Raw genomic sequence first — 25,747 nt, 5'->3', positions numbered from 1 at the left:
CGCTCAGCGTCCGACGAGACCCGTGCGGTTGATGAGCACGTCGAGCGCCTCATCCACCGCGGTCATCACGCGGGCTGCGGCCTGGTAGGCGGTCTGGTAGGTGAGCAGGCTGATCGTCTCCTCGTCGCCGTCGACAGCCGCGACCGACTGCTGTGCGCCGACCGCGGCGACTGCAGCGGAATCGGAGAGCTTGGCGCGCTGCACGTCGGCGGCCGTCGCGACGCCGAACCGGGTGACCTGATCGGACCAGATCGCATCGGGAGAGCCGGCGCGCCGGCCGATCTGGGAGATCAGGTCGGCGTTCGTCGCGTCCAACGCCCCCGACCCCGGGGCGGCGAGCGCCAGTTCGGAGGCGGATCCGACCGCGACCTTCAGACCGAGCGCTGCGGATCCGGTGGCGGGGAGGGTGAAGAAGTCGCCGCCGGCCTGGCCCGTGGAGGTGACGCCCGCCCGGTGCTGCGCGTTCATCGCGTCGGCGAGGGCCGTCGCCACAGTGTCGTAGGTCGCCGCGAGTCCGGCGAGCATGCCGCCGTCGGCCGCGGGTGCCAGAACCGAGAGCGAGGCGCCGAGCTCGCCGCCGTCGATCGACACGGGGAGATCGGGCGCGGACGCCCAGGAAAGGCTGAAGCGCTGACCGGAGTCGATCGAGGCCGGGCCCGTCAACACGAGATGGCGGGCGTCGGAACCCGAGACCAGTGCGTTGCCCCCGAGGCGGACCGTCATCGTGCCGTCGGCCTCGATCGTGGCCGCTGCCCCGGACATCCTCGCCACGTTCTGCGCGAGGACGCTGCGCTGATCCATCAGCTCGTTCGCCGAGCGACCGGAGGCGAGCGCGTCGCGGATCTCGTCGTTGAGCACCGCGATCTGGTCGGCGGTCGCATTCACCTGCGAGACCGTGCGATCGGCGGAGTCGCGGGCGTTGCTCCATTGCGTGGCGACGTTGCGATACCCGCCGGCGATGTGCGAGGCGAGCTCCTTCGCCGATTCGAGGATGCTCGATGCCGCCGCACCCGAATCCGGGGTGTTCGCGAGATCCTGCCAGCCGGACCAGAACTTCGACAGCCGCGCCGCGAGTCCGTTCGCGGTCGGCTCGGCCAGCGATGCCTCGATCGTGGTCGCGGCCACGGCCCGGGTGGACCAGTACCCCGAGGCACCGAGGGCGTCACGCACCCTGGCGTCGAGAAGAGCGTCACCCAGTCGCGCCACCCCGTCGATGGACACGCCGTGCCCCGGGAGGGCACCGACGCTGAAACGGCCGGTCTGCGCGATCGCGGCGACCGCGGAGGTCGTCACGCGCTGGCGCGTGTATCCCTCGGTCTTCTGGTTGGCGATGTTCTGCCCGACCACGTCCATGCCGCGCCGGGCGGCGGCCAATCCGCTGGCCGCCGTGTTCAGTCCACTGAAGGTCGACATGATCCCCTCTCGGTCACATCTCGGTGTCGATGATGCGCGCAGCGTCGTCGCGTGCGCGGTCACCCTTGGTCGTGTACTCGCCGGTGTCGTGTCCGAGTGCGGCGATGGTCTCCTGCGTCGCGCGGAGCACGCCGCTGAGCTGCTCGGCATTGGCGTCGCGCATCTGCTCGACCTCGGCGGCGAGCTTCGTGAGCGCGCGCAGGTGGTCGGCGAACACCTCCTGCCATGCGCCTTCGGGGGCGTGCGCGATCAGTTCGCGGATGGTCGTCGCGTCGGGAGCTCCCCACTCCTCGGCGACGGTCGCGACCTCGACGGTGCGGGCGAGCCCCGCGCCACGCAGCCTGTCGAGTACCTGATCGATCTCGCGCGCGGCAAACTGGATCCATTGGGATCTTCCGGCGGCGAGCAGCAACTGCTGCTCATCGAGTTTGAAGAGCAGCATCTCGAGCAGTTCACGCTCGCGCCACAGCTGTATCGATAGTTCGTTGGCTCCCATGATCCCCTTTTCCCCAGTGATCGCCCCGCCTGACAACGCGGCCAAAGGTCACTATCGGCCAGCGCTCGCCTAACGTTACTATGTGGAACGGCGATGGACAGTTCTCCCCATGTACAGATCACGAGAAGTGTGATATGTGCATCTGTTCATCTCCTCGGAACTTCCGGAGTGCATCCAGAGAGGTGGATCATCCCCCATGTCGTCGCGCGCTGAGCGCAATCTGCTCATCGAGAGCAACCTCCCTCTGGTCGGATACCTCGCCGCCGAGACCCATGCCCGTGCCACCCACATCCCCCGCGACGAGCTCGCCGGCGTCGGAGCGCTCGCGCTCGTGACCGCGGCCGAGGCCTTCGACCCCGAGCTCGGAGTGCCCTTCGGCGCCTATGCCCGTCGTCGCATCCTCGGCGCCTTCGCCGACGAGATGCGCTCGATGGACTGGGCCTCCCGGGGCATCCGCAAACGCATCAAGGAGACCGTCGCCGTCCGCGAGACCCTGACCGCCGGTCTCGGCCGGACCGCCACGGCGACCGAGGTCGCCACGGCGATGGGCGTTCCGAAAGAGGTCGTCATCGAAGCGCTCGGCGATGCCGCCAGGACGCTCACCACCATCGACGATCCCTCGGCCCGGGACGTCGCCGCCGACATCCCCCTCCCCGAGGAATCCGCTCTGGTCGGGGAACGGCGCGAGGTGCTCGAACAGGCCGTCGCCGCCCTTCCCGAGCGGATGCGCCGGATCGTGCAGGCCGTCTACTTCGACGAGCGTCCGGTCAAGGAGATCGCCGAAGAGCTGGGCGTGACGCACTCGGCCGTGTCGCAGCAGCGATCGGAGGCGATCCGGTTGTTGCGCGACGCCCTGGATCGGTTCTTCGCCGAAGGGACCGCACCGACCACCACGACGCGGGTCTCCGCCGGCGCCCGCGATGCCTACTTCACACGGATCGCCGACGTCGCGGGTTCCCGGATCGCCGGGGTCTTCCGCGATCCGGCACCCGCCTGAGTCGATTCCCATACGCACGGCTAACGCCCGCGTCCCCTCCGCCGATAGGTGTGACCGGGAGACCACGGATGGTCTCCCGCACAACACCATTCACGGAGGAGAACCCTTATGGGTATGCAGATCAGCACGAACGTGTCGGCCCTCAACGCCTACCGCAACCTGTCCAACACCCAGAACGACCTGTCGAAGTCGCTCGAGAAGCTGTCCAGCGGCTTCCGCATCAACCGCGCGGCCGACGACGCTGCAGGCCTCGCGATCTCTGAGGGCCTGCGTTCGCAGGTCAACGGTCTGAACGTCGCGGCACGCAACGCCCAGGACGGCATCTCGGTCATCCAGACCGCGGAAGGCGCCCTGACCGAGGTCCACTCGATCCTGCAGCGCGTTCGCGACCTGACCGCTCAGGGTGCGAACGACTCGAACAACGCGAAGTCGCGCGACGCGATCCAGAAGGAGATCAACACCCTCGGTGATGAGCTCACCCGGATCGCCGGCAGCACGAACTTCAACGGCATCAAGCTGCTCTCGGGTGGCGACACGCTGACGTTCCAGGTCGGTGCGGGCTCCGTCGCCGCCGAGGACCAGATCTCGGTCGCCCTGACCGACTTCGCCACCCTCGGTGCCGACATCAAGACGCTCGCGGCGACCATGACGGACGCGGCGACGTACGGTACCGCACTGGCGGGCATCGACACGCAGATCCAGGCGGTCTCGACCGCACGTGCCGGCTATGGTGCGCTGCAGAACCGCTTCGAGTCGACCATCAACAGCCTCAACGTGTCGGCGGAGAACCTCGCCGCTGCCGAGAGCCGTATCCGCGACACCGACATGGCGTCCGAGATGGTCAAGTTCACGTCGAAGAACATCCTGTCCCAGGCAGGTACGGCGATGCTGGCCCAGGCCAACCAGGCCAACCAGGGCGTGCTCCAGCTCCTGCGCTGAACCATGCCATAGGGTCCGGGCGCCCACCGGCGCCCGGACCCTGTCCGCTCCCGACCTGGAAAGGCGACCATGTCCCTCTCGCTCGACGGCCTCGTCTCCGGCCTGAAGACCACCGAGGTCATCAAGGCGCTGATGGATGTCGCGGCCATCCCCCGTTCGCTGCTCAAGGCGAAGATGGATGACAAGAACGGCATCGTCACCCAGCTGCGGACACTGAACACCGCCGTGCAGAACCTCGCCACGGCGGCGGAGAAGGCCGCGACGCGCGACGGGCTGGCCCGCTTCACCACCACGTCGTCCTCTCCCACGGTCACCGTCGCCACCCGCGAGGGTGCGGCGCCGCTCGCGGCCGACATCGTCGTCGACAAGGTCGCCAAGAACCACACCATCGTCTCGGCCGCCTCCAACGGCTGGCCCGTCGACCCGCCCGTGATCACCCTCGAGAACGCGAAGGGCGAGCGCGTGCAGGTCACGGCCGACTCCACGTCGATGCAGGATGTCGCGCGGGCCGTGAACGAAGCGGGCTTCGGCATCGTCGCCGCGGCCGTTCCCGCCGGACGCGACGCCGACGGCAACCCCATGCACCGCCTGCAGCTGCGTGCCGCGGATTCCGGGGAAGCCGGACAGTTCCGCGCCTATCGCGGAGACACCGCGGCGGTCGCTGCGGGCACCGCCTCCGACATCTCCACCGAAGCAGGAGCAGCCGTCATCGACGTCGGCGCCGATGCGCAGGTGCGGCTGTGGGCGGGCACCAGCGCCGAGCAGGTGTTGACGTCGTCGAGCAACACGTTCACCGACCTGTTCGACGGCGTCGACGTGACCGTCTCCGCCGTCTCCGCGGCCCCCGTCACCATCGGCGTCGCCGTCGACACCGCGGCACGCACCAAGGCGTCCGCCGACTTCATCGCCGCCGTCAAGGACATCCTGACCCGCATCGACAACGGCTCGAAGGCGACCGTCGCCGCCAAGCAGGGCGACAAGACCACACTGGGCGTCTTCACCGGCGACAGCGCGGTCCGAGGACTCCGCACGGCCCTCGCCGACGCGGTGCAGCACCCCGTGAACGGCGTCTCCCCGTCGTCTATCGGCATCTCGACCGACATGTACGGCGTGCTCAGCTTCGACGAGAAGAAGTTCGCCGAGGCACTCGCGAAGGACCCCGACGCGGTCGCCGGGCTGTTCTCCGACATCGCCTCGCGGGTGCAGGACACCTCGAAGGTCTACTCCGACAAGTACGACGGCCTGCTCACCACGCGCATCACCGGCCAGGAGAGCGAGGTGAAGGGTCTCGGCGAGCAGATGGAACGCTGGGACGTCCGCCTCGCGCAGCGCAAGTCCACTCTCGAGCGCACCTACGCCCGCCTCGAGGTCATGCTGTCGCAGCTGCAGTCGCAGTCCTCGTACCTGTCGTCCCAGATCGCCGCCCTGCCGGGCTCGAGCTCGAACTCCGGGAAGTGAGCATGAACGCCGCCCTGCGCGCCCAGCAGCGCTACCGTGACGACGCCGTGCTGTCGGCACCGCCCGAGCGTCTCGTCACGATGCTCTACGACCGTCTCCTGCTCGACATCGAACGCGGAGAGGTCGCCCAGCGCGCCGAGGACTGGGAGGAGGCGAACGCCCAGCTGCAGCACGCGCAGGCGATCGTCTCGGAACTGTCCTCGTCGCTCACCGACGACTGGAACGGCAGTGCGGGTCTGCGCTCGCTGTACGTGTTCCTGTCGCAGACGCTCATCGGGGCCAACATCGGTCGCGATCCCGAGCGCACGCACGCCTGCCACGAGATCATCTCCCCCCTGCGCGACGCCTGGCACGAGGCCGCGCGCACGGTGGCCGAGGCGCGGGCGTGAGCGTGGAAGAGTGGACCTCGCTGCTCGACCGACTCGAGGAGGAGGCCGAGCAGATCCTCGACGCCGCCCCCGGTGCCGCCGCCGAGGCCACCCTCGCCCCATGGACGCCGCCGCGCACGCCGCTTCCCCCTTCTCTCGCCGACCACGCCCGGCGGGTGATCGACCTCCAGCGCTCAGCGATGGACCGTGCCCGTTCCGACCTCGACGGCATGCGTCGGCATCTCGGCGCCGTGAGCCGCATCCCGAGCACGCGCCGTCCCGAAGAGCCCGCCTACCTCGACGTCGACGGGTGAAACCGCTTCCTAACATCGCGGACGACCCTGCCGATAGAGCAGGGCGAGCACGGATGGCTCGCAAGACTCGGCCATGGATCGGCCATACCAGCCACACACGGGGAGCCGGTTCGTGTTCGATTCTGTGACCATCAACGCACTGACGAGTGCGCTCGACGGCCTCGCGCAGCGCCAGCGCGCGATCTCCGACAACATCGCCAACATCAACACCCCGAACTATCACGCCAAGCGCGTGCAGTTCGAAGAGGCGCTCGCCCGCTCGATCGATGCGGGCGACGGACGGGTTGGCGCGACGGTCGGCACCTCGCTCGAACCCACGCGCCTGAACGGCAACAACGTCAACCTCGACACCGAAACCCTGTCCAGCATCGACACGATGCTGCGCTATCAGTTCGCGACGCAGGCCGTGAACGGATCGTTCACGTCGATGCGCACCGCGATGAGGACCTCATGACCTTCGACGCCATCGGCATCGCCGGCACCGGCCTGACCGTGCACCGCAAGTGGCTCGACGCCATCAGCGACAACATCGCCAATATCAACACCGCCGCCCCCAGCAACGGGGCGGCCTTCCGGGCCAGGTACATCCTCGCCCAGACGAGCGATCAGTCCCCGGGCGTGTACGTGGCCGGAACCGCGCAGGGCAGCGCGCAGGGACGCCTCGTCCATCAGCCCGACCATCCTCTCGCGGACGCGGACGGCTACGTGCGCTACCCCGACATCGACCTGGGTGACCAGATGAGCCAGCTCATCCTCGCCCAGCGCGGCTACCAGGCGAGTGCGGCCATCGTCGACCGCGCACGCAACTCCTACGAATCCGCCCTCCAGATCGGACGCAGCTGATGGCCTCACTCCCCGGCATCGAAGCCATCTCCTCCGGTTTCACGCTCGCCCCGCCCGCCCCCGCGACGACCACGGCCACCGACGACACCGCCTTCGCGAGCAGCGTGACCGGGGCCATCGACGAGCTGCGTTCGCTGCAGTCCGAGTCCGACAAGCTCAAAGTCGCGGCCGTCACCGGCGACCTCGACGACATCCACTCCGCGATGATCGCGTCCTCGCGCGCATCCGTGACCCTCGAACTCGTCGCCGCCGTGCGCAACAAGGGTGTCGACGCGTTCAACGAGATCATGCGGATGCAAGCCTGATGCCCCAGGCCGTCACGAACGTGTTCCAGCGCATCGGACGCGTGATCGCGGGCTTCTCGCTCGCCCAGCGCACGATCGCCATCATCGGCGTCGCCGTGCTCGCCCTCGGCATCGTCGCGCTCTCCAGCTGGCTCAGCCGCCCGACGTACACGCCGCTGTTCTCCGGCATGAGCGCCTCCGACGCGAACGCCGTGGTCGAACAGCTGCGGTCGTCATCGGTGCCGTACGAACTCGCCGACGGAGGAGCGACCGTCCTCGTCCCCGAGAAGGACGTCTACGACCAGCGGCTCGCCGCCGCGTCGGCGGGGCTCCCCGGCACCAGCTCCGGCGGATACTCGCTGCTGGACAAGATGGGCGTCACGACGAGCGAGTTCCAGCAGTCGGTGACCTTCAAGCGGGCCATCGAGGGCGAGCTCGCCGCGACGATCTCCTCGATCAAGGGTGTGACCGCCGCATCGGTGCAGCTCGCGATCCCCGAGGAGAGCGTCTTCGTCTCGGAGACCGTCGATCCCACCGCCTCCGTCTTCGTGGAGACCTCCGGCAGCTCGACGCTGTCGCCGAAGCAGGTCGAGGCCATCGTGCACCTGACCTCTGCCGCGGTCAGCGGCATGAAGCCCGAGAACGTCGCCGTCGTGGACCAGAGCGGGCAGACCCTCTCCGCCGCGGGTGTCGGGACCACCGGCGGCATCGACCAGCAGGCCAGCGACTACGAGGCGCGGGTCACCGCGAACGTGCAGCAGATGCTCGACACCGTCGTCGGGCCCGGCAACGCCAAGGTGACCGTCGTCGCCGAGATCGACCACTCGGTCAACGAGCGCGTCGAAGAGACCTACACCCCGGCCGAAGGCGCTCCCCCGCTCACGGAGCAGACCAGGACCGACCGGCAGAACGGCTCGAGCTCGAACGCCGGCGTGCTCGGCCCCGACAACATCGCCGTCCCGTCCGCCGACGGCGACGGAACCTCCGAGTCCACCGAGACCTCGAAGACCAACGCCGTCAACAAGAGCACACAGAGCACGTCCACTCCCGCCGGATCGCTGCTGCGCCAGTCGGTCTCGGTCGCGGTCGACGCGGGGGCGGGCGGTGACCTGAGCACCGCTCAGCTGAGCGACCTCGTCGAGAGCGCCGCCGGTATAGACACCGAGCGCGGAGACTCGATCGCGGTCGAGCTCGTCTCGTTCAACCAGACCAGCTCCGAAGCGGCGCAGGCCGCGCTCCAGGCCGCGAAGGACGCCGAGGGGGCCGCACGTCAGGCCGCGCTGCTGAACACGATCATCATCGCCGCCGCCATCGCCATCCCCCTGCTCGCCGGCCTCGCCGCCCTCATCATCCGTGCACGCCGACGCAGCAGCGCCGACACCGAGTTCGACCAGCTCTTCGGCGAGCGCCCGCCCGCGCTCACCGTCCTCGATGCCGGTGCCACCGCGGCGATCGACCAGGCGCCGACCACTCCGCTCGCCTTCCTCGAGACGGCTCCCGACCCGGAGCCGGAGCCCGACCCGGAACCCGCGCAGGTCAGCCTCGAGCGCCGCCGCGCCGAGATCGACTCCCTCACCCGGCAGGACCCGAAGCGCACGGCCGACCTGCTGCGGACCCTCATCGACGACAGGCAGCAGGTATGACCGGACTGACCGACAGGCAGACAGCGGCGGTCGTGCTGATGAACCTCGATCGCGCGCAGGCGATCGAGGTGATGAAGCACCTCTCCGAATCCGAGGCGGAGGCCGTCGCCGCCGAGATCATCGACCTGCAGAACCTCGATGCGGCGACCACAGCGCAGGCTCTCGGACAGTTCCACCGGATCGCCTCGGGCCACCTGCCGCCCGCCCGTGGCGGCCGCGACATCGCCGCAGGACTGCTGGAGGCGACGTTCGGCGCCGAACGTGCCGCCGCCGTGCTCGGCAGAGTCGGTTCCTCCTCGATGACGTCGTCCTTCGAATTCCTCGGATCCGCCGACCCTGCGCAGCTGGCGACCCTTCTGGACGGCGAGCTCCCGCAGACCGTCGCCCTGGTGCTCGCCCACCTGCCGACCGACCGCGCCGCCGCGGTGCTGGCCGCCCTTCCCGACCCCACCCGCACCGATGTCGCGCATGCGATCGCGACGATGGGAACCGCATCGCAGGAGGCCATCGCGATCGTGGCGGATGCGCTCAAGGCGCGGACCGGGACGTTCGCCGCACGCGACACCCCCGAGGTGCTCGGCGGTGTGGAACCGCTCGTCGAGATCATCGCCCGCTCCGGGGCGACGGTCGAGAAGGCCCTCCTGGCGAGCATCGAGGACAGGGACAGTGCCCTCGCGGAGGACATCCGCTCGCGCATGTTCACCTTCGCCGACATCGTCAAGCTCGACGACCGCGACACGCAGCGCGTGCTGCGGGGCATGGACATCCGCTCGCTCGCCCTCGCGCTGAAGGGTGCGCACCAGCCCATCGCCGACCTCATCCGGCGCAACGTCTCCGAACGGAACAGGGAGAACCTCGACGAGGAAGCCCGCACCCTCGGCCCGGTGCGTGTGTCCCAGGTGGAGGAGGCCAGAGCCGAGATCGTGCGCACGATCCGCGCGCTCGAGGCGGCCGGCGACATCACTGTGCAGCGCGCGGACGAGGACGAGTATGTCTACTGACGCCTTCTCTCCGGTGCTGTTCCCGCGTCTCGACGGACGCGGGAGCGGAGAGGAGCATGCCAGGGCGAAAATGCGCGGCTATGCCGACGGACACGCGGAAGGCTTTCGCGCCGGCCGCGCCGAGGCGGAGGCGGCACAGCGCGTGGCGGAGGAGGCATGGGCCGCCCGTGAGGCGGTCGAAGCCGGAGAGGTCGCGCGCGCGGTCGCCGTGCTCCACGCCGCCGCTCGGTCGCTGAACGAGCGCGAACGCGAACTGACCACGGCCGCGCAGGACCACGTGCTGCGGTGCGCGATCGAGCTCGCGGAGCTGATCGTCGCCGGGGAGCTCTCCGATGCCGGCGCCTCCGCCGCAGCCGCCGCGCGACGAGCCGTCAGCGGTGTCGACCCGTCGGAGATCCGCGAGGTGCGCCTGCACCCGGACGACCTCCGGACGCTTCGAGGATCGGCAGCCGAACCGGCCGGCATCGCGCTCATCGCCGACGACACGCTCGCCCGGGGTGACGCCATCGCGACCCTGCCCCACGGGCACATCGACGCCCGCGTCGCCCGTGCGCTCGAGCGCGCCCGCCGCGCCCTCGCCGAGGCCGGTGCATGAACGCCTGGGACGCGGTGCGCGAAGCGGTGCGACCGGAGCGTGTCGGGGAGGTCTCCCAGGTGCGCGGGCTGAGTGTGCAGGTGCGCGGACTCGAGGGAGCGGTCGGCGACGTCGTGGCCCTCGACGGCATCGATGCCGAGGTTGTTGCGATCGGCGAGGGCGGACTGCGATGCATGCCGCTCGCCCCCGTCGCCGGCCTCACGGTCGGCGCTCCGGCGCGCGCACGCGGAGGGGCGCTGCGTGTACCGACCGGTACCGCGCTGCTCGGACGGGTCCTCGACGGGCTGGGGCGCCCGATCGACGGGAAGGGGCCCCTGACCGGTGCCGTCCCCGTGAGCCTCGACCATGCTCCGCCCTCGATCATGGGGCGCGACCGGATCGACTCGCCTCTTCCCCTCGGCGTACGCGCGCTCGACACGCTCGTGAGCGTCGGACGCGGGCAGCGTGTCGGCCTCTTCGCCGGCTCCGGTGTGGGCAAGTCCTCGCTGCTGTCGATGATCGCGCGCGGCACCGAGGCGGAAGTCACCGTGATCGCCCTCGTCGGCGAGCGCGGTCGCGAGGTGCGCGAGTTCATCGAAGACGATCTGGGACCCGACGGGCTCGCCCGCTCGGTCGTCGTCGTCTCGACCTCGGACCAGCCTGCCATGGCGCGCATCCGTGCGGCCTACACCGCCACGCGGATCGCCGAGGCGTTCCGCGACGACGGCGCCCACGCGATCCTGATGATGGACTCGCTCACCCGCGTGGCGATGGCGCAGCGGGAGATCGGCCTCTCAGCCGGGGAGCCTCCCGCCACCCGGGGCTATCCGCCTTCGACGTTCTCCCTCCTCGCCGGCCTGCTCGAGCGGGCGGGCACCGACACCCGCGGCTCGATCACCGGCATCTACACCGTGCTCGTCGACGGCGACGACCACAACGAGCCCATCGCCGACGCCGTCCGGTCGATCCTCGACGGTCACGTGGTGCTCGATCGCGCCCTCGCTCTCTCCGGTCACCATCCCGCGATCGACGTGCTCGGCTCGGTGTCACGGGTGGCCGGCAAGGTCACCGCTCCCGAACGCCGGGCGCATGCGGCCACGCTGCGCGCCGTGCTCGCGGCGCGGCGGCGCGCGAACGATCTCATCGACATCGGCGCGTACCAGGCCGGGGCGGACGCCCGCATCGACGCGGCGGTCGCCCACGAGAAGGCCATCAGCGCCTTCCTCACCCAGTCCCTCGACGAGACGAGCGAGATCGGCGAATCATGGCGGCGGCTGGACGAACTCGTCACGGCGTTCGGAGGAGTCTCATGACGCGGTCCTTCTCCCTGGCCGGTCTGCTGCGCGTACGCGAGATCCAGGAGCGCGCGGCAGCTCAGCGGCTCTCGCGCGCCGTGATCGACGCCCAGCACACCGAGGCCCGCGACCGCTCGCTGCGCGCGCACCTGTCGGGCGTCGGGAGCGAGGCCGTCGACGTGCGCTCCCTCGCCGCCCTCGCTGCCGCCCGTGTGGCCGGCCGGACCCTGCTCGCCGACCTCGCGACGCTTTCGGAGATGCAGGAGCAGACGGTCGATCAGGCACGAACCGAGCACGCGGACGCGCGGCGAGCGATGCGCGGACTCGACAGGCTCGCCCAGGCGCACGCACTGCAGGTGCGGGCCGCCGAGCTGCACGCGGAGCAGGCCGAACTCGACGAGATCGGCGCGCGCGCCCAGACGGACAGGGAGGGCCAGGCATGACGTCTCTCGGCATCGTGGATCTGCTCGGCGCGCGGACGAATCGCGCATCGGGTACACCCGCACACTCCCGGCAGGTCACGCCGGGAGCTGCGGCATTCGCCGACGTCATCCTGGATGCCTCGCGCGCCTCGACCGATGCTCTCGCCGGATCATCCGCCGCGTCGTCTGCCGGCGGATCATCGGCGGACGGTTCGGCGTCGGACGCGCCGATCCCGTCTCCCCCGCCTGTCCTCCCTGCGCCCACGCCGAGTCACCCGGCGTCTCCGGATGGTGCCGTGGTCGGCATCGACGGCTCTGCGGCCCGAGCCCCCCTCGTGCCGGGGCCTGCGCCCGACGGCGCGGATCCGACGACGATCGCCGAGGGGACGATCGAGGACGAGGCCGGTGCCGCAGGGCTTGCCGCGCACACCGGGTCGATCGGCGCTCCGGCTTCTCCGTCGGCGGCTCCGGCAGCGGTCCCCGCGAACGCAGAGACCCGCATGCTCGCGTCGTCGCAGAGTTCCACTCCCGGACCCACGGCCGCTCCTGTTCCGGGAGGCGTCGCGCCTGCGGTGACGGCCGCGATCGGCACGGCCGGCCACGCAGCGCCGTCGGCGACCCCGGCTCTCCCGACCGTCCCCCGCATCAGCGTCGGTGGGAATCCGAGCCCGACCGTCCTCGGCGGTCCCGGAACCCCGATCCCGACAACCCGGACAGGAACGTCGGAGACGTCCGTGACCGTCGGCGACAGCTTCCCGGATGCCGCGACATCCGCTGCTGCGGCGACCTCGACTCCCGTCGCCACGGCGTCTCCCTCGCCGACAGCCACGCCGACAGCGACGCCGGGTGACGCGGCCCTTCCTCCCGTGGGCACCACGCCCGCCCCTGCGCCCGTGACCTCCGTGGCGGCTCCGGTCGCGGTCCCCACCGCCCGGCCCGCGCTGCTCCCGCAGATCGCCGCGCCCGTGGTGTCGCTCGCCCAGGCTCCGGACGGCGACCACAGCCTCACCCTGACGGTGTCGCCCGAGAACCTCGGTCCCGTGACCGTGCGGGCGCACATCTCCGGCGGTGCCATCCACATCGAGCTGCACGCGCCGAACGACCTCGGCAGAGAGGCGCTCCGTGCGATCCTCATCGACCTGCGCCGCGACCTGGCCGCTGCGGCACCGCACGCCTCGCTCCTGCTGTCGAGCGCGGACGACGGCGCGGCGTCGTCGAACCCGCAGCATTCCGCCCCGGGCAACGGCACCGGTTCCGGGAGCAACGGCGGTTCCGGGAACGGCGCCACCGGGACTCACGGCGGCCAGCCGGGAACCGGCACGGGTCGCGACGCGAATGCCCTGCCCACCACGCCCGACGGCGCTCTGCCGACTGATCCGTCGTCACCCGCAGACCCCGCCTCTCCCCCGTCCCTCATCGCGCCGCACGGCGGCATCGACGTCTTCGCCTGATCCGAGAGGAACCCATGACCACGGTCGACCCCATCTCCGGCACCATCCCGCCCTCCGGCGTGCAGACGGGCAGCACCACGCCCCCGACGGAGCGCAAGAAGACTCTCGACTCCGAGGTGTTCCTGAAGCTGCTGGTCACACAGCTCACGAACCAGGATCCGAGTTCGCCCATGAACACCAACGAGATGATCTCGCAGACCACGCAGCTGGCCTCGATGGAGCAGTTGACCGCGCTCACGGCGACCTCGACCGAGAGCTTCGCGCTCAGCATGCGCCAGACCGCAGCCGCTCTGATCGGCCATGAAGCGCAGTACGTCGATGAGAAGGGTGTCACACAGAAGGGCATCGTCACCTCGGTGTCCTACGCCGGCGCCGTGCCCCTCGTCACCATCGGCGACGCCTCCATCCCTCTCGACGCCGTCTCCGGCGTCGCCCTCGCTCCCCGTTCGCAGTCCTGACCAGTCCCTTCCAGAAAGGCATCACCATGCTCCGCTCTCTGTTCGCCGGAATCTCGGGTCTGCGTTCGCACCAGACCATGCTCGACGTCACCGGCAACAACATCGCCAACGTCAACACGACCGGGTTCAAGGCCTCGGCCGTGCAGTTCCAGGACTCGCTCTCGCAGCTCGTGCGCAACTCGATGATGCCGCAGCAGGCCGCCGGCGGGCAGAACCCCGCCCAGGTCGGTCTCGGCGTGCAGGTCGCCGGCATCAGCACGAACTTCGCCTCCGGGGCTCCGCAGCCCACCGGCGTGCCGACCAACCTCATGATCGCCGGCGACGGGTTCTTCGTCGTGCGCTCGGGTGGCGAGACCCTGTACACCCGCAACGGCGGTTTCTCGTTCGACGCGAGCGGCAAGCTGGTCTCGGCGGACGGCGCTCTCGTGCAGGGTTGGACGGCCCAGAACGGAGTGATCGTGCCCGGTCAGGGCATCGGCGACATCCGCCTTCCGGTCGGAGCGCTCAGCCCCGCCACCGCCACCACCACCGCCCGCGTCACCGGCAACCTGCCCTCCGGTGCCGCCGTCGGCGAGCAGCTGGTGCGCGACATCAAGACCTACGACGCCGAGGGCACGGCCACGTCGCTCCGTCTCACCTTCACCCGCACCGCCACGGGCTGGAACGTCACCGAGCCCGGCGGCACCAACACCGCCCTCACGTTCACCGACGGCAAGCAGCCGGCGGCCTCCTCCATCGTCTCCGGCGGTGTCACGGTCGACCTCTCGGCGGTCACCGGGTTCGCAGACGTCAGCGATGTCGCGATCAAGGAGCAGAACGGCAAGCCGGCCGGCACGCTGAGCTCGTACGCGCTGATGAACGACGGCAGCCTCGTCGGCACGTTCAGCAACGGCGACACCGAGGTGCTCGCCCGCGTCGCACTGGCAGGATTCGTCAACCCGGGCGGACTCGAGAAGGCCGGATCCTCCCAGTACCGCCCGAGCGGGAACTCCGGAGAGCCGACGCTCGGTCAGGCCGGCACCGACGGGCTCGGCGGCATCATCAGCGGCGCGCTCGAGATGTCGAACGTCGACCTGTCGCAGGAGTTCACCAACCTGATCGTCGCGCAGCGCGGCTTCCAGGCGAACGCCCGCATCATCACCACCAGCGACGAGGTGCTGCAGGAGCTCACGAACCTCAAGCGCTGACCCCGCCCTCGCACATCACGTCTGCGTCGTCGCTCTCACCCGCTGCGGGTGAGAGCGACGACGCATCCCCTGGACCGCAGGTGTGCGCTTACATAGAATCCTCAGGACATGACCACGTGGGCTCCGGCGTCGCACCACATCTGATCCGCTCATGCGGCATCGGCAGCCTGTACTCCTTCGTTGCCCTCGCGGCTTCCCCACGAAACGAGCACAATGTCCAGGACGAATCGACCCGCCGAGAACCAGCTGCGCCGCTTCCTCTTGGCCCTCATCGCCATCATCGGGCTCGTCGGTGCCGGACTGGTCGTCCCGCTGGCCGCCCAGGCCGCAGAATCCTCGCTCCGCATCGACAAGCTCGTCGACGGACTCGATACGCAGGACTCCCTGCAGCCCGGCGATGAGTTCACCTACACGGTCGATCTGGTCTGCGACGATGTGGACTGCCTCAACGTGGTCCTCACCGACACCCTTCCGGCCGAGTTCGCCGGCTTCGAGTTCGTCGGCTCGTCGTACACCCCCTCCACTCTGCCGCTGAACGTCACGACGACCGGATGCGTCGAAGAAGGCGGTGTACCCGTCGAGGTCACCGACGACTGCTCGGTCAGGGTCGTCTTCGAGCAGCCCGTGGATGGCGGGGTCGGCCTCGAGGCCGGCGGAACCCTCAAGCTCAGCGTGGTGCTGCGCGCACCGCTCGACCTGCCCGCCGACTGGGCGTACAACGGCGACACCGTGACGAACACGGCGACGGCGGACTGGGACAACGGTCCAGGAGACGTCCCCGCGACCATCTCGGACACGGCGGATGCGGTCGTCACGATCGACACCGTGATCGGCGTCGAGGCCAGCAAGAACTGGTCGCCCGCCTCGCAGCAGTTCGACGCCGGTGCGACCTCCCAGATCACGATCGGCGCGCAGAACCAGTCGAACATCGGCGGCGACGCACTCGTGATCCAGGAGCCGACGGGCGCCGTCGACGGAGCGGCGACCCTCAGCGCCGACAATCCTTTCCGCATCGTCGACTTCCAAGGGTTCGTCTCCACGACCCTTCCCCCGGACGCGACCACGGTCCAGGTCGATGCGTATGTCTACGACGAGGGAACGGGGACGTGGAGTTGGCAGACCGGCACACCGGCCAGCACTCCCGGGCTGCCGACCGGCGTCGACCCCGGTGATGTCGGCGGCATCCGCCTGACCTATGCCGGTGGCACGATCGCCTCGGATTCCGCAGCCTCCACGGGCTTCACCGTGGAGCAGCGCGCGACGGATCGCAACGACGAGAGCTCGCTCGCCACGGGCGCCTCCGTCACGAACAGCGTCACGTCCACCGTGAACGCACCCGGCGGTGCGACGGCGAGCGACGAGGCAACGGCGCCCTACGAGATCGGTCCGCTGACCGTCGACGTGGTCGCGGGCAAGACGATCACTCCGGCGGAGCTCCCCGCCGGCGGAGACGCGATGGCGGAGCTCACGGCGACGAACACGTCGAACGGCCCTGTGCAGAGCCTCAGCATCTCCGATCTCGGCTTCTTCGACGCCGAGATGCTCTTCGGCGGCTTCCCCTCCGGCATCCCGTACCCGGACGGAGCCACCGCCGGCACGATCACCTGGTACATCGACGGGGTCGCGCAGCCTCCCGTCCCGTTCGCGGACGGGGACGCGCCGACCCCGCCCACAGGCACCGTCACCGGTTTCGTCATCGACTTCACCGGCCAGATCCCTGCCGGCACGGTCGCGACGATCGACGTGGGAATCGAGCCCTCGCTCGCGCTCGTCAGCACCGAAGCACCGACGCACCAGCGGACGAACAGCATCGACGTGACCGCGACCAACGACGTGGGTACCGCTGACGACGCAGCGGTCGATGACATCACGGTCTACTTCCCGCAGATCGGGGTCGCGCTCGACAAGCAGATCACGCCGGGCGGCGCCGTCGAACCGGGCAACAGTGTGGTCGCCAGCCTGACCGCGACCACCGAGACGGGCGTCGCGCAGGTGGATCCGACTCAGATCGTCGTCGAGGACTCCTGGCGAGACGACCAGGCGGACGACTTCTGGAACGCGTTCGACATCGTGGCGATCGCGCCCACCCAGGTCCCGCCGAACACCACCGCGACGGTCGAGTACCAGCGGCCGGACGGATCGTGGGCGACGCTCGCCACGGTCAGCACAGGCGAGACCGCGCAGACGTTCCAGATGAGCCGTGCAGAGTTCGCGGCCGCGCTCACACCACCCGATCTCCCCTCCGACGTCACCGGGATACGGTTCACCTTCGACAACCCGGACGGATTCTCCCAGGGGTTCAGCGTCGTGCCGAACGTCGTCTTCGATGCGCGGGCCGACCTGCGCGACGGATCCGGCCCTACCGACCCGCGGGATGCCCCCGAGGACGAGCAGTCCGCGCAGGAGCCCACCGTCTATGAGAACGAGGCGAGCGCGCAGAGCCACGGCGAGGTCGACGGCCTGCCTGAGGGGATCGACAGCGATGTCGTGACCGACCAGGACACGATCGGTGTGCAGACTCCCGCCACCGGCGAGGGCGTGGGCGTCGACGCGAACAAGCGGTGGGTCCAGACGAGCGACAAGACCACCGATGCCGACTTCCTCGATGCGCAGTCCGGCGCGATCGTCTCCACGCGCAACGAGTGGCGGACCGGGTCCCGCGGGATCGACACCCTCGTCCTCACCGATCCCGCCACGGCTCCGGACATGGATCCCCCGGGCGCAGCGAGCACCGTGTTCCAGGCTTTCGACCTGCTGAGCATCGATCCGGTCACTCTCGCCGACGATCCCCTGCTCGCCTGGGACGACATCACCGAGGTCTGGCTCTTCGTCGATGGCGTGTGGACCCCCATCGCCGCGCCGGGAGGAACCTGGATGGGAGCCGACGGATTCGTCGGCTACACGCTCACGCCCGCGCAGACCGCCGGGACGACGGGAGTCCGCCTGGTCTACGAGCCCGATGACGCCGCACGCACGGCGAGCACGGATCCCACGCGACCCGAACCAGGCTCCGGACTCGCGACCTCCGCTGTCGGAGAATATCGGCCGACCTTCCTCACCTGGGAGCTGCGCAACGTCGTGCGCGACGACACAGCGACAGGCGACCGCTGGGTGAGCGCCGACGAGACCTTCAACGACCCCGACCCCGGCATCGTGTGGAACAGCCTCCGCGGTGACTGGACCTCGGCAGCGGGCAACGGCAGCGACTCGGAGCAGGACAACATCACCCTGATCGACCAGCCGCCCCTCGTCTCGGTGGAGAAGACCGTCACGCCGTCGAGCGTGACGATCCCGGAGTCCGCCGACGTCGACCCCGCGAACTATCCGGACGTGACGTTCGACATCGATGCCAGAAACGACAGCACCGCACGCGCGTCGTACGTGCGCGTGACCGATCCGATCCCCTGCGCGGCCGGAGCGGCGGACCAGTGCGTGAGTGCTCCCGGCGCCTGGGCGGATGATCCGTTCGACGACGCGGTCTACGACGCGGACACCAACCCCTACGAGCGCCTCACCGTGCAATCGCTCACCTTCGCCTATCCGGTCGAACAGGTGGACCCCGCCGCGTCGACCGTCACGCTCTGGGACCGTGCGACCGATGGCACGCTCAGCACCCGCACGCTCTCCGTGACCGACGCGGGAACGCTCACCGCCGGCGATCTGGCCACCGTGGTCGGGGTCAGCGTCGTGTTCCACGGCATCGACCCCACGACCGAGGGCGGCAGCATCCGCGCCGGGGAGGACCTGAGCGTCGGGATCGTCACCAAGGTGCGGCAGTACGAGCGTTCGGATGCCGATCAGCTCGTGGAGCCCGGCACCGTCGCCAACGACGTGATCGCCCAGTCCTACGACCCGGTCCTGACTCCCTCCGGCAACGCGTCGACGCCGAGCGACACCGCGAACGACACCGTGGTGCTCGTCAGCGCCCTGCTCGACGCGACGCTCGCGAAGACCATCGATCCGGAATCGATTCTCGAGACCCAGCTGCAAGACCCCGTCACCGTGACGCTCGACGCGACGGACGGCTCCTCCACAGCGGCGACCCAGCAGGTCACCATCACGGATGCGGACGCCGCCTTCTGGAACGCGGTGCAGCTGGCTCCCGACCCTGCGCTGAGCGTGGTGCTGCCGGCCGGTGCCGACCAGGTGCGGATCGACGCGCTCGTGGGATCGACTTGGGTCGAAGGTGCGTTCGCGGCGACTGCGGCGCTCCCCACGGCGGCGGATCCGGCCGCGATCGTCGGCCTTCGGGCGGTGTTCCGCAATGCCGCCGGAGAGGTCTTCTCGCGCAATGCACCGCCCGACGACTGGACCGCGCAGCTCGCGTTCGACATCGTCGCGCTCACGACGCAGCGAGACGGCACCGACCTGTCGCTGCCGACGACGCTCCCGAACACGGCGACGGTCGTGAGCGAGCGACTCGATGGACTGTATGCGGATGCCGATGCCGACGCCGATGCCGACCTGACGATCGATCCCGGCACGCACGAGCTCGATGTCGTGAAGTCGCAGCCCGGAACCAGCCACGTCGTGTCCATCGGCGCCAGCCTCCCGTGGACGCTGCAGTTCACCAACACCGGCACCGGTTTCCTCACGATCGACCAGGTCGTCGACACGCTCCCCGAGTACCTCGACTGGGACTTCTCCCCGCCGACTTATCAGACCTCGGCGGGGGGCACGCTGTCGACGGACGTGTCGGCTCTGATCGACGACACCGGCAAGAACGTGACCTTCACCTGGCCGGAGGCCGGGAATCGGATGTCACCCGGTGAGGTCTTCACGATCACCGTGAACCTCGTGCTGGCCCCGGGACTCGCCCTCGACGAGTTCACGACCAACACGTTCGTCGTCACGACCGATGAGGCGCTCACCGCATGCACGAATGCGTCCGGCAACGGGGAGGGCACGGTATCCGGCCTCGACGACGACCAGTGCGGAACGACCAACTATGTCCAGCCGTCGCCGGGAGGATCCCTCGCGGCGTACAAGTACGTCAAGGGCGAAGTCGACGGCGACCTGGTCGACGGCGAGGTCAACCTGAACAACCCCGACGCGGCCTGTCCGCTCGACCCTGACGGCTACACCCGCACACCGTGCGCCGCCTACACCGCTGTCGGCGCCACGGACGACTGGCGGCTCTCCGTCGTGAACAGCGGCACGGTCGGATTCGAGACCGTATCGATCGTCGATCCCCTGCCGCGGATCGGCGACCGGCTGCTGGCGACCGGCGCTGCACGCAACACCACATTCGACCCGGTGCTCCTCCCCGAGTCCCTGGCCGCGAACATCCTCCCGGTCGGAGCGACCCTGACCCTGGACGTGACGACCTCGGCTTCGCCCTGCGTGGGCACGGGATCGAGCTCGGCATGGTTCGGCGATCTGCTCTGCGACACCACCGCGACCTGGGTGCCCGTCCGCTCCTACGCCGGCGCGTGGGAGGAGGTGACCGGAATCCGGGTCACGATCGACTTCACCGCCACGGCGGCCGGGTCGTTCGGCCCTGGCCAGGTGCTGTCGCTGCACTATGAGACGCAGAACGTCCCGGAATCGCCGGAGTATCCGGACCTCGCTCCGATCACCGTCCCCGATGCCGGGGGCTTCGCGTGGAATCAGATGGGCGCGGTGGGCACGGATGCAGGAGGGCGCGAGTACTCCGTGGCCCCCGTGCAGGCCGGGGTCACCCTGCTCGATGGCGACCTCGGGGTGCAGAAGGTGCTGGCCGGCGACACGGGGCGAGCTCCGGACAGCTTCGATTTCCTCGTCGAGTGCACGGTCGCCGGCGTTCCCCTCGTGCTCCCCGCGGGCGGCACCCTCACCGTGTCGAGCGCGGACGACCTTCGCACGCGCCTCGACGGTATCCCGCTGGGCTCGGTGTGCCGAGTGTCCGAGACCGGTGCGGTCGGTGCCTTCGGAGAGGGGTCGAGGCTCAACGACGGCCAGATCGTCACGATCACCGCCCCGGCCACCGGAGGCGAGCCGCCGACGTCTCAGATCGCGGCGATCACGAACGTGTACCTGGTTCCACCCCCGGATCCGGCTCCGGACGGCGGCGGCGGCCTCCCGTCCACCGGAGTCGACGCGCCCGCCGTGTCCCTGTTCGCAGGGATCGGGATCCTGCTCATCCTCGCCGGGGGACTCCTGGTCCGCCGTCGACGTCACGCGGTCGCCCTCACCTGACCGTCTCGTCGTCGGGAGGTTCGGTCCGGCTGTTCTGCCGCGGGATCCACACCTTGCGGATGACGATCAGCATCGATGCCGTCAACGGGATGGCGACGAGCGCCCCGAGCAGGCCCAGGAGGGTCGCCCCCACCATCGCACCGATGATCACGAGCACACCGGGCACGGCCGCCGCCTTGCCAATGATTCGCGGCGTGACGATGTAGGCCTCCACCTGGATGTACACGAGGTACGCGACCACGAAGACCACCGCGGCCGTCGGGCTGACGAACAGCGTCGCTACGCCGCCGATGATCAGGAACACGAGAGAGCCGATCATCGGCACCAGAGTGACGAAGAAGGCGATGATCGCCATCACCGCCGGAACCGACGAACCGACCGCGAGTTGGATCACGAAGACGACGAGGGCGTTAATCGCCGACAGGGTGACGCCGCCCGCGACCACACCGCCGACTGATCGCGTGATCTCCTCCAGCACCTCGGTGAACCGAGCCCGCCGATACAGCGGAACCAGTTGCGCCGCCGCTGCCTTGATGCTCTGCAGCGAGGAGACGAAGTACAGGGTGAGCACGACCACCATGACGAAGCTCGACACTGCTCCGATCACACCGAATCCCGCCTTCAGGACTCCTCCCGAGATCGCCAGGAAGGAGGACAGCGTCGTGAGGGAACGAATGCCCTCTGCGATGACGGCCGAGAGATCGATCCCGAGGCTCTCCTCGAGGGACAGGTACCACCCGCTCTGCTGCACCGCCGCGATGGTCTCCGGGGCCGCCTCGATCGCCGCCGAGATCTGACGGATCGTCGCCGGCACCAGCAGCAGCAGGATCACCGCGACGACGAGGAGGAAGATCACGGCCACGATCGTCACCCCCGCGGCACGACTCATCCCCCGGCGTTCGAAGGCTCGAACCGACGGATCGAGACCGAGCGCGAGGAACATCCCGAGGAAGATCGAGATGAGCACGGTCGAGATGCCGGCGACGGTGGCTGCCAGAGCGATCGCGAGGAGGACGCCGACCGCGACGGCGAATCCCGACGCCAGCGGCTTCGCGGGCAGCACCAGCTGCAGCCGCGACGGCTTCGGTCGGCCCTCTCGTTCCGGATCGGGCGCATCCATGCTCTCGTCCACACGCTGCACGCTACGCGCGGGCAACCGCGCACGCGCGCACTCCCTCACCCCTTCCTGATGATCGCCCCGCCCTCTCGCGACGAACCCGTCAGCAGAGCACGGCGTCTTCCGCGATCCTTCACCCCGGCAGGATGAACGAGCGCTTCCGTATCCCGCCGAAGAGCACGAGGATCGGGCCATGCCGCAGGAACCCAGGAAAGAGTCGGTCCGCACGACCCGCGTGCTCGATATCGTGACGGTCGTGCTGCTCTCGGTGACCGCGGTGCTGACGGCGTGGTGCGGGTTCGAGGCCTCGAAATGGGGCGGAGAGATGTCCATCGCGTTCAGCCAGGCGTCCAGCGCCCGTGTGCAAGCCGCCTCCGCGCAGTCGACGGCGCAAGCCGCGCGCCAGTACGACCTCACGCTCTACACCGAGTGGGTGCTCGCCGGGGCCGAGGGACGCGACGACCTGGTCCGGTTCGTCGAGGAACGCTTCACCGAAGAGTTCGCCGTCGCGTTCGACGCGTGGACGGCCGAAGGTCGCACTGCCCGAGGACCCTTCGTGATGAACGAGTACGTCCCGCCGGGTTCGGTCGAGTCCGAAGAGCTGAGCGCCCGCGCCGACGCGAAGTTCGACGAGGCTCTCGCCAACAATCAGCGCGGCGACGACTACTCCCTCCTCACGGTGCTCTTCGCCCTCGTCCTGTTCTTCGCCGCTCTCTCGCAGCACCAGGCGGCTCCATGGCGGCGCTGGGTGTTCCTCGGCTTGAGCGGGGTCATCGTCATCGCGGGGATCGCGACGCTGCTGACCTTCCCCATCAAGATCTGAGGCGAGCCCGTCCGGGTCACCCCCTGGGGGTGACGTGGGGCCCACAGACGGGACACGCCTGGGTAGCGTCGCGGATGGTGGCGGGTTCACCGCCCCATCTCGAGACGGGGGTACCGGCATGGCTGAACAGTTCAACGGCAAGATCGCGCTCGACGTGCGGGACTCGGTGCCGGACTGGAAGCCGTACCTCTTGCCGACCGCGCCCGAGAACGCCCCGAACGTCCTCGTGATCCTCTACGACGACACCGGGATGGCATCGTGGTCGCCGTACGGCGGCCGGATCAACATGCCCACTCTCGACCGGCTCGCCGCGAACGGACTCACGTACACGCAGTGGCACACCACCGCGCTGTGCTCGCCCACTCGCTCCGTCTTCCTCACGGGGCGCAACCACACGCGCAACAGCATCGCCTCGCTGATGGAGTCGACCAACGGGTTTCCGGGCAACTCCGGCCGGATCCCCGATGACTGCGCATCGATGGCTCACATCCTGCAGGACAACGGCTACTCGACGTTCTGGCTCGGCAAAGATCACAACGTCCCGGAACAGGACAACGCCGCCGGCGGCAGCCGCCGCCAATGGCCGCTGCAGATGGGATACGACCGCTTCTACGGATTCCTCGGTGGTGAGACGAACCAGTGGTATCCGGACCTCGCTGAGGACAATCACTTCATCGAGCAGCCGTACACCCCGGAAGAGGGGTACCACCTCTCCAAAGACCTCGCGGATCAGGCGTTGCAGATGTTGCGCGCCCAGCAGGCGACCAACCCGTCCAAGCCCTGGTACATGTGGTTCTGCCCTGGGGCCAACCACGCGCCGCACCAGGCGCCCCAGGAGTACATCGACAAGTACAAGGGCGCCTTCGACGACGGATACGACGCCTACCGCGAATGGGTTCTCGGCCGCATGATCGAGCGCGGCATCATGCCCGCGGACACCGACCTGACGCCGTTCAATCCGATGCCGGAAGATCAGGCGAACTCCGCGGACCATGTGAAGCCCTGGGACACGCTCAGCGAAGACGAGAAGACGCTCTTCCGTCGCATGGCGGAGGTCTTCGCCGGGTTCAGCGAGTACACCGACTCACAGATCGGACGCATCGTCGACTACCTGGAGGAGACGGGCCAGCTCGACAACACGATCATCTTCTACTGCGCCGACAACGGCGCGTCCGGAGAGGGGTCGTCCGATGGTTCCGTGAACGAGAACAAGTTCTTCAACAACTACCCCGACGACCTCGCGGAGAACCTCACCCGCATCGACGACCTCGGAGGGCCCGAGGCCTACAACCACTATCCGACGGGCTGGGCAGCAGCTTTCTCCACCCCGTTCCAGATGTTCAAGCGCTACAGCCAGTATTCCGGCGGCACCTGCGATCCGATGATCATCCACTGGCCCGCCGGCATAGAAGCGAAGGGTGAGATCCGCCACCAGTACCACCACGCCACGGACATCGTGCCCACGATCCTCGACGTCGCCGGCTTGGAGATGCCCGAGGTGTATCGCGGTGTCGAGCAAGCCCCGCTGCCCGGCGTCTCTATGCGGTACTCGTTCGACGCCGCCCCCGACGCTCCCACTCGGAAGAAGCGCCAGTACTACAACATGATCGGCACCAGGGGACTCTGGCAAGACGGCTGGAAGGTCGCCGCCACGCACGCCCCGATCACCGGACACGGTCGCTTCGACGAGGACGCGTGGGAGCTGTACCACGTGGACCGAGACCGCTCGGAATCGAAGAACGTCGCGGCGGACCACCCCGAGAAGGTCAGAGAGCTCGTCGACGCCTGGTTCGAAGAAGCCGACGTCAACTTCGGACTCCCCATCGATGACCGCACCGCGATGGAGCAGCTCACGATCGAGCGCCCCTCTTCCGAACCTCCGCGCCACCGCTACATCTACTACCCCGACAGCGGGGCGGTGCCGGAGGGTGTCGCCGTGAACGTGCGGGGCCGATCGTTCAAGATCATCGCGGACGTCGAGATCGAACACGACACCGAAGGCGTGATCTTCGCCCACGGGTCACGGTTCGGCGGCCACGCGCTGTTCATCCAGGACGGACGACTGCACTATGTCTACAACTTCCTCGGCATCCCGCCGGAACAGACGTTCGTGTCGGAGCCCCTCACCGCAGGGAAGCACTCCCTCGGCATGGAGTTCCATCGCGAGGGACCGGGCGAGTACAAGGAGTCCATCGGCACCACGACGCTCTATGTCGACGACCACGCGGTGGCGAGCGGCCCCATGCGCGCCCAGGTCGGGAAGTTCACCTTGTGCGGAGACGGACTGTGCATCGGATACGACAGCGCGGACTCGGTGAGCCGTTCCTATCGTGCTCCCTTCGCGTTCACCGCTGGAAGGATCCACGGTGTGGCGGTCGATGTGAGCGAGGAGCAGTACCTCGACCTCGAACTCGAAGCGCAGGCCGCCTTCGCACGGGAGTAGGGACCGCGGAGCAGTCCGCGCGAACCTCTTCGATCCGCGCGGAC

22 protein-coding genes are annotated in these 25,747 nt (G+C 69.1%); 19 read left to right on the top strand and 3 right to left on the bottom strand.

The window, feature by feature from the left end; translation table 11 throughout:
- Window positions 1-3 precede the first annotated feature (3 nt).
- The gene (gene flgK / locus DW307_RS08775; protein ID WP_021198925.1) at window positions 4-1,413 is read right to left on the bottom strand and encodes a flagellar hook-associated protein FlgK; all 1,410 of its coding nucleotides are present in this window, start codon (window positions 1,411-1,413) and stop codon (window positions 4-6) included.
- 13 nt (window positions 1,414-1,426) lie between these two features.
- A complete protein-coding gene (locus tag DW307_RS08770; protein ID WP_021198926.1) occupies window positions 1,427-1,909 on the bottom strand; it encodes a flagellar protein FlgN in 483 nt (160 codons plus the stop codon).
- Window positions 1,910-2,105: 196 nt separating this feature from the next.
- Here DW307_RS08770 and DW307_RS08765 point away from each other — a divergent pair, with 196 nt between their 5' ends.
- The 17 genes from DW307_RS08765 (at window position 2,106) to DW307_RS08685 (ending at window position 21,320) form a co-directional block, all read left to right on the top strand.
- Window positions 2,106-2,906: a sigma-70 family RNA polymerase sigma factor gene (locus tag DW307_RS08765; protein WP_136024535.1), complete on the top strand. Its 801-nt coding sequence runs from the start codon at window positions 2,106-2,108 to the stop codon at window positions 2,904-2,906.
- Between the two features lie 108 nt (window positions 2,907-3,014).
- Window positions 3,015-3,845, top strand: a complete 831-nt coding sequence (locus tag DW307_RS08760; RefSeq protein ID WP_021198928.1) for a flagellin N-terminal helical domain-containing protein — start codon at window positions 3,015-3,017, stop codon at window positions 3,843-3,845.
- 69 nt (window positions 3,846-3,914) lie between these two features.
- Complete coding sequence (fliD, locus tag DW307_RS08755) at window positions 3,915-5,303, top strand: flagellar filament capping protein FliD (RefSeq protein ID WP_136024534.1); 1,389 nt, start codon at window positions 3,915-3,917, stop codon at window positions 5,301-5,303.
- A 2-nt stretch (window positions 5,304-5,305) separates the two neighbouring features.
- Window positions 5,306-5,692 carry a flagellar export chaperone FliS gene (fliS, locus tag DW307_RS08750; protein ID WP_029258619.1) on the top strand — a complete coding sequence of 129 codons (387 nt, stop codon included), beginning with the start codon at window positions 5,306-5,308 and terminating at the stop codon, window positions 5,690-5,692.
- On the top strand, window positions 5,689-5,985 hold the full coding sequence (locus DW307_RS08745; protein ID WP_136024533.1) for a hypothetical protein: 297 nt from the start codon (window positions 5,689-5,691) through the stop codon (window positions 5,983-5,985). The genes fliS and DW307_RS08745 overlap by 4 nt, the downstream gene beginning before the upstream one ends.
- Window positions 5,986-6,097: 112 nt before the next feature.
- Window positions 6,098-6,439 carry a flagellar basal body rod protein FlgB gene (locus tag DW307_RS08740; RefSeq protein WP_021198932.1) on the top strand — a complete coding sequence of 114 codons (342 nt, stop codon included), beginning with the start codon at window positions 6,098-6,100 and terminating at the stop codon, window positions 6,437-6,439.
- The gene (locus tag DW307_RS08735; RefSeq protein ID WP_021198933.1) at window positions 6,436-6,828 is read left to right on the top strand and encodes a flagellar basal body rod protein FlgC; all 393 of its coding nucleotides are present in this window, start codon (window positions 6,436-6,438) and stop codon (window positions 6,826-6,828) included. Before DW307_RS08740 ends, DW307_RS08735 begins: the two co-directional genes overlap by 4 nt.
- Window positions 6,828-7,133 (top strand): flagellar hook-basal body complex protein FliE, encoded by a 306-nt coding sequence (fliE, locus tag DW307_RS08730; RefSeq protein ID WP_021198934.1) that lies wholly within the window; start codon window positions 6,828-6,830, stop codon window positions 7,131-7,133. Before DW307_RS08735 ends, fliE begins: the two co-directional genes overlap by 1 nt.
- Window positions 7,133-8,755, top strand: a complete 1,623-nt coding sequence (gene fliF / locus DW307_RS08725; protein WP_136024532.1) for a flagellar basal-body MS-ring/collar protein FliF — start codon at window positions 7,133-7,135, stop codon at window positions 8,753-8,755. Before fliE ends, fliF begins: the two co-directional genes overlap by 1 nt.
- The gene (fliG, locus tag DW307_RS08720; RefSeq protein ID WP_029258622.1) at window positions 8,752-9,756 is read left to right on the top strand and encodes a flagellar motor switch protein FliG; all 1,005 of its coding nucleotides are present in this window, start codon (window positions 8,752-8,754) and stop codon (window positions 9,754-9,756) included. Before fliF ends, fliG begins: the two co-directional genes overlap by 4 nt.
- On the top strand, window positions 9,746-10,351 hold the full coding sequence (locus DW307_RS08715; RefSeq protein ID WP_081859756.1) for a FliH/SctL family protein: 606 nt from the start codon (window positions 9,746-9,748) through the stop codon (window positions 10,349-10,351). The genes fliG and DW307_RS08715 overlap by 11 nt, the downstream gene beginning before the upstream one ends.
- Window positions 10,348-11,643 (top strand): FliI/YscN family ATPase, encoded by a 1,296-nt coding sequence (locus DW307_RS08710; RefSeq protein WP_029258624.1) that lies wholly within the window; start codon window positions 10,348-10,350, stop codon window positions 11,641-11,643. The genes DW307_RS08715 and DW307_RS08710 overlap by 4 nt, the downstream gene beginning before the upstream one ends.
- Window positions 11,640-12,068, top strand: coding sequence for a hypothetical protein (locus DW307_RS08705; RefSeq protein WP_029267013.1), 429 nt, complete (start codon window positions 11,640-11,642; stop codon window positions 12,066-12,068). The genes DW307_RS08710 and DW307_RS08705 overlap by 4 nt, the downstream gene beginning before the upstream one ends.
- Window positions 12,065-13,498 carry a flagellar hook-length control protein FliK gene (locus tag DW307_RS08700; protein ID WP_136024531.1) on the top strand — a complete coding sequence of 478 codons (1,434 nt, stop codon included), beginning with the start codon at window positions 12,065-12,067 and terminating at the stop codon, window positions 13,496-13,498. Before DW307_RS08705 ends, DW307_RS08700 begins: the two co-directional genes overlap by 4 nt.
- Window positions 13,499-13,512: 14 nt before the next feature.
- A complete protein-coding gene (locus tag DW307_RS08695) occupies window positions 13,513-13,956 on the top strand; it encodes a flagellar hook assembly protein FlgD (RefSeq protein WP_021198940.1) in 444 nt (147 codons plus the stop codon).
- A gap of 26 nt (window positions 13,957-13,982) precedes the next feature.
- On the top strand, window positions 13,983-15,143 hold the full coding sequence (locus DW307_RS08690; RefSeq protein WP_029258627.1) for a flagellar hook protein FlgE: 1,161 nt from the start codon (window positions 13,983-13,985) through the stop codon (window positions 15,141-15,143).
- 213 nt (window positions 15,144-15,356) lie between these two features.
- Window positions 15,357-21,320: an LPXTG cell wall anchor domain-containing protein gene (locus tag DW307_RS08685; protein ID WP_136024530.1), complete on the top strand. Its 5,964-nt coding sequence runs from the start codon at window positions 15,357-15,359 to the stop codon at window positions 21,318-21,320.
- Here DW307_RS08685 and DW307_RS08680 read toward each other — a convergent pair.
- On the bottom strand, window positions 21,313-22,452 hold the full coding sequence (locus DW307_RS08680) for an AI-2E family transporter (RefSeq protein WP_168441010.1): 1,140 nt from the start codon (window positions 22,450-22,452) through the stop codon (window positions 21,313-21,315). The genes DW307_RS08685 and DW307_RS08680 overlap by 8 nt on opposite strands.
- 178 nt (window positions 22,453-22,630) lie before the next feature.
- Between DW307_RS08680 and DW307_RS08675 the strand changes: the two genes are divergently transcribed.
- Window positions 22,631-23,260, top strand: coding sequence for a hypothetical protein (locus DW307_RS08675; RefSeq protein WP_029258630.1), 630 nt, complete (start codon window positions 22,631-22,633; stop codon window positions 23,258-23,260).
- 118 nt (window positions 23,261-23,378) lie between these two features.
- Window positions 23,379-25,703: an arylsulfatase gene (locus tag DW307_RS08670; protein ID WP_136024528.1), complete on the top strand. Its 2,325-nt coding sequence runs from the start codon at window positions 23,379-23,381 to the stop codon at window positions 25,701-25,703.
- Window positions 25,704-25,747 lie beyond the last annotated feature (44 nt).

The sequence above is a fragment of the Microbacterium sp. K27 genome (genome assembly GCF_004794435.1).
In the GTDB taxonomy this organism is placed as follows: Bacteria; Actinomycetota; Actinomycetes; order Actinomycetales; family Microbacteriaceae; genus Microbacterium; species Microbacterium maritypicum_A.
This window is presented reverse-complemented; position numbering and strand designations above follow the sequence as displayed.